At 70.1% G+C, this 1098-nt stretch carries 1 protein-coding gene; it reads left to right on the top strand.

The features are described 5' to 3' along the window. Positions 1 to 1098 (top strand): Ig-like domain-containing protein (locus HMPREF2716_RS29340; RefSeq protein WP_256548105.1); only part of this gene is annotated, 1098 nt, incomplete at both ends.

The following is a 1098-nucleotide window of genomic DNA, read 5'->3' as shown; positions in this document are numbered from 1 at the left end:
TTACCGACCCGGCCGGCAACAACAGCACCCCGGTCACCGCCGAAGCCCCCGACTTCCCCGACGCGCCCCAGGTCAATGCCAGCAACGGCAGCGTCCTCAGCGGTACGGCGGAAGCGGGCGTGACCATCGTGATCACCGACGGCAACGGCAATCCGATCGGCCAGACCAGCGCCGATGCCAACGGCAACTGGAGCTTCACCCCCGGTAGCCAACTGCCGGATGGCACCGTGGTCAATGTGGTGGCCAGGGACGCCGCCGGCAACAGCAGCCCGGCGACCTCCATCACCGTCGACGGCGTGGCGCCGAACGCGCCGGTGGTCGAGCCGAGCAACGGCAGCGAACTCAGCGGGACTGCCGAACCGGGCAGCAGCGTGACCCTGACCGACGGCAATGGCAATCCGATCGGCCAGACCACCGCCGATGCCAACGGCAACTGGTCTTTCACGCCGTCCACCCCGTTGCCGGACGGTACCGTTGTCAACGTGGTGGCCAGGGATGCCGCCGGCAACAGCAGTCCGCCGGCCAGCGTTACCGTGGATGCCGTCGCGCCGGCCACGCCCACCGTCGATCCGAGCAACGGTACGACCCTCAGCGGCACCGCCGAGCCGGGCGCTACCGTGACCCTGACCGACGGCAACGGCAACCCGATTGGCCAGGTCACCGCCGACGGCAGCGGCAACTGGACCTTCACCCCGAGCACGCCGTTGCCCGACGGCACGGTGGTCAACGCCACGGCTACCGACCCGTCCGGCAACGCCAGCTCGCCGGCCAGCGTCACCGTGGACGCCGTGGCACCGGCCACGCCAGTGGTCAACCCGAGCAACGGCAGCACGCTCAGCGGTACTGCCGAGCCGGGCGCCACCGTGACCCTGACCGATGGCAACGGCAATCCCATCGGGCAGGTCACCGCCGATGGCAGCGGCAACTGGAGCTTCACTCCGACCACGCCGTTGCCCAACGGCACCGTGGTCAACGCCACGGCCACCGACGCCTCCGGCAACACCAGTGCGGGCAGCAGTGTCACCGTGGACTCGGTAGCCCCGGCCACGCCAGTGATCAACCCCAGCAACGGCACCACGCTCAGCGGCACCGCCGAGC

Origin of the sequence: Pseudomonas sp. HMSC076A11 (genome assembly GCF_001810205.1) — a bacterium.
In the GTDB taxonomy this organism is placed as follows: domain Bacteria; phylum Pseudomonadota; class Gammaproteobacteria; order Pseudomonadales; family Pseudomonadaceae; genus Pseudomonas; species Pseudomonas aeruginosa.
Note: the sequence above shows the minus strand (reverse complement) of the source record. Positions and strands in the feature narration are given on the sequence as shown.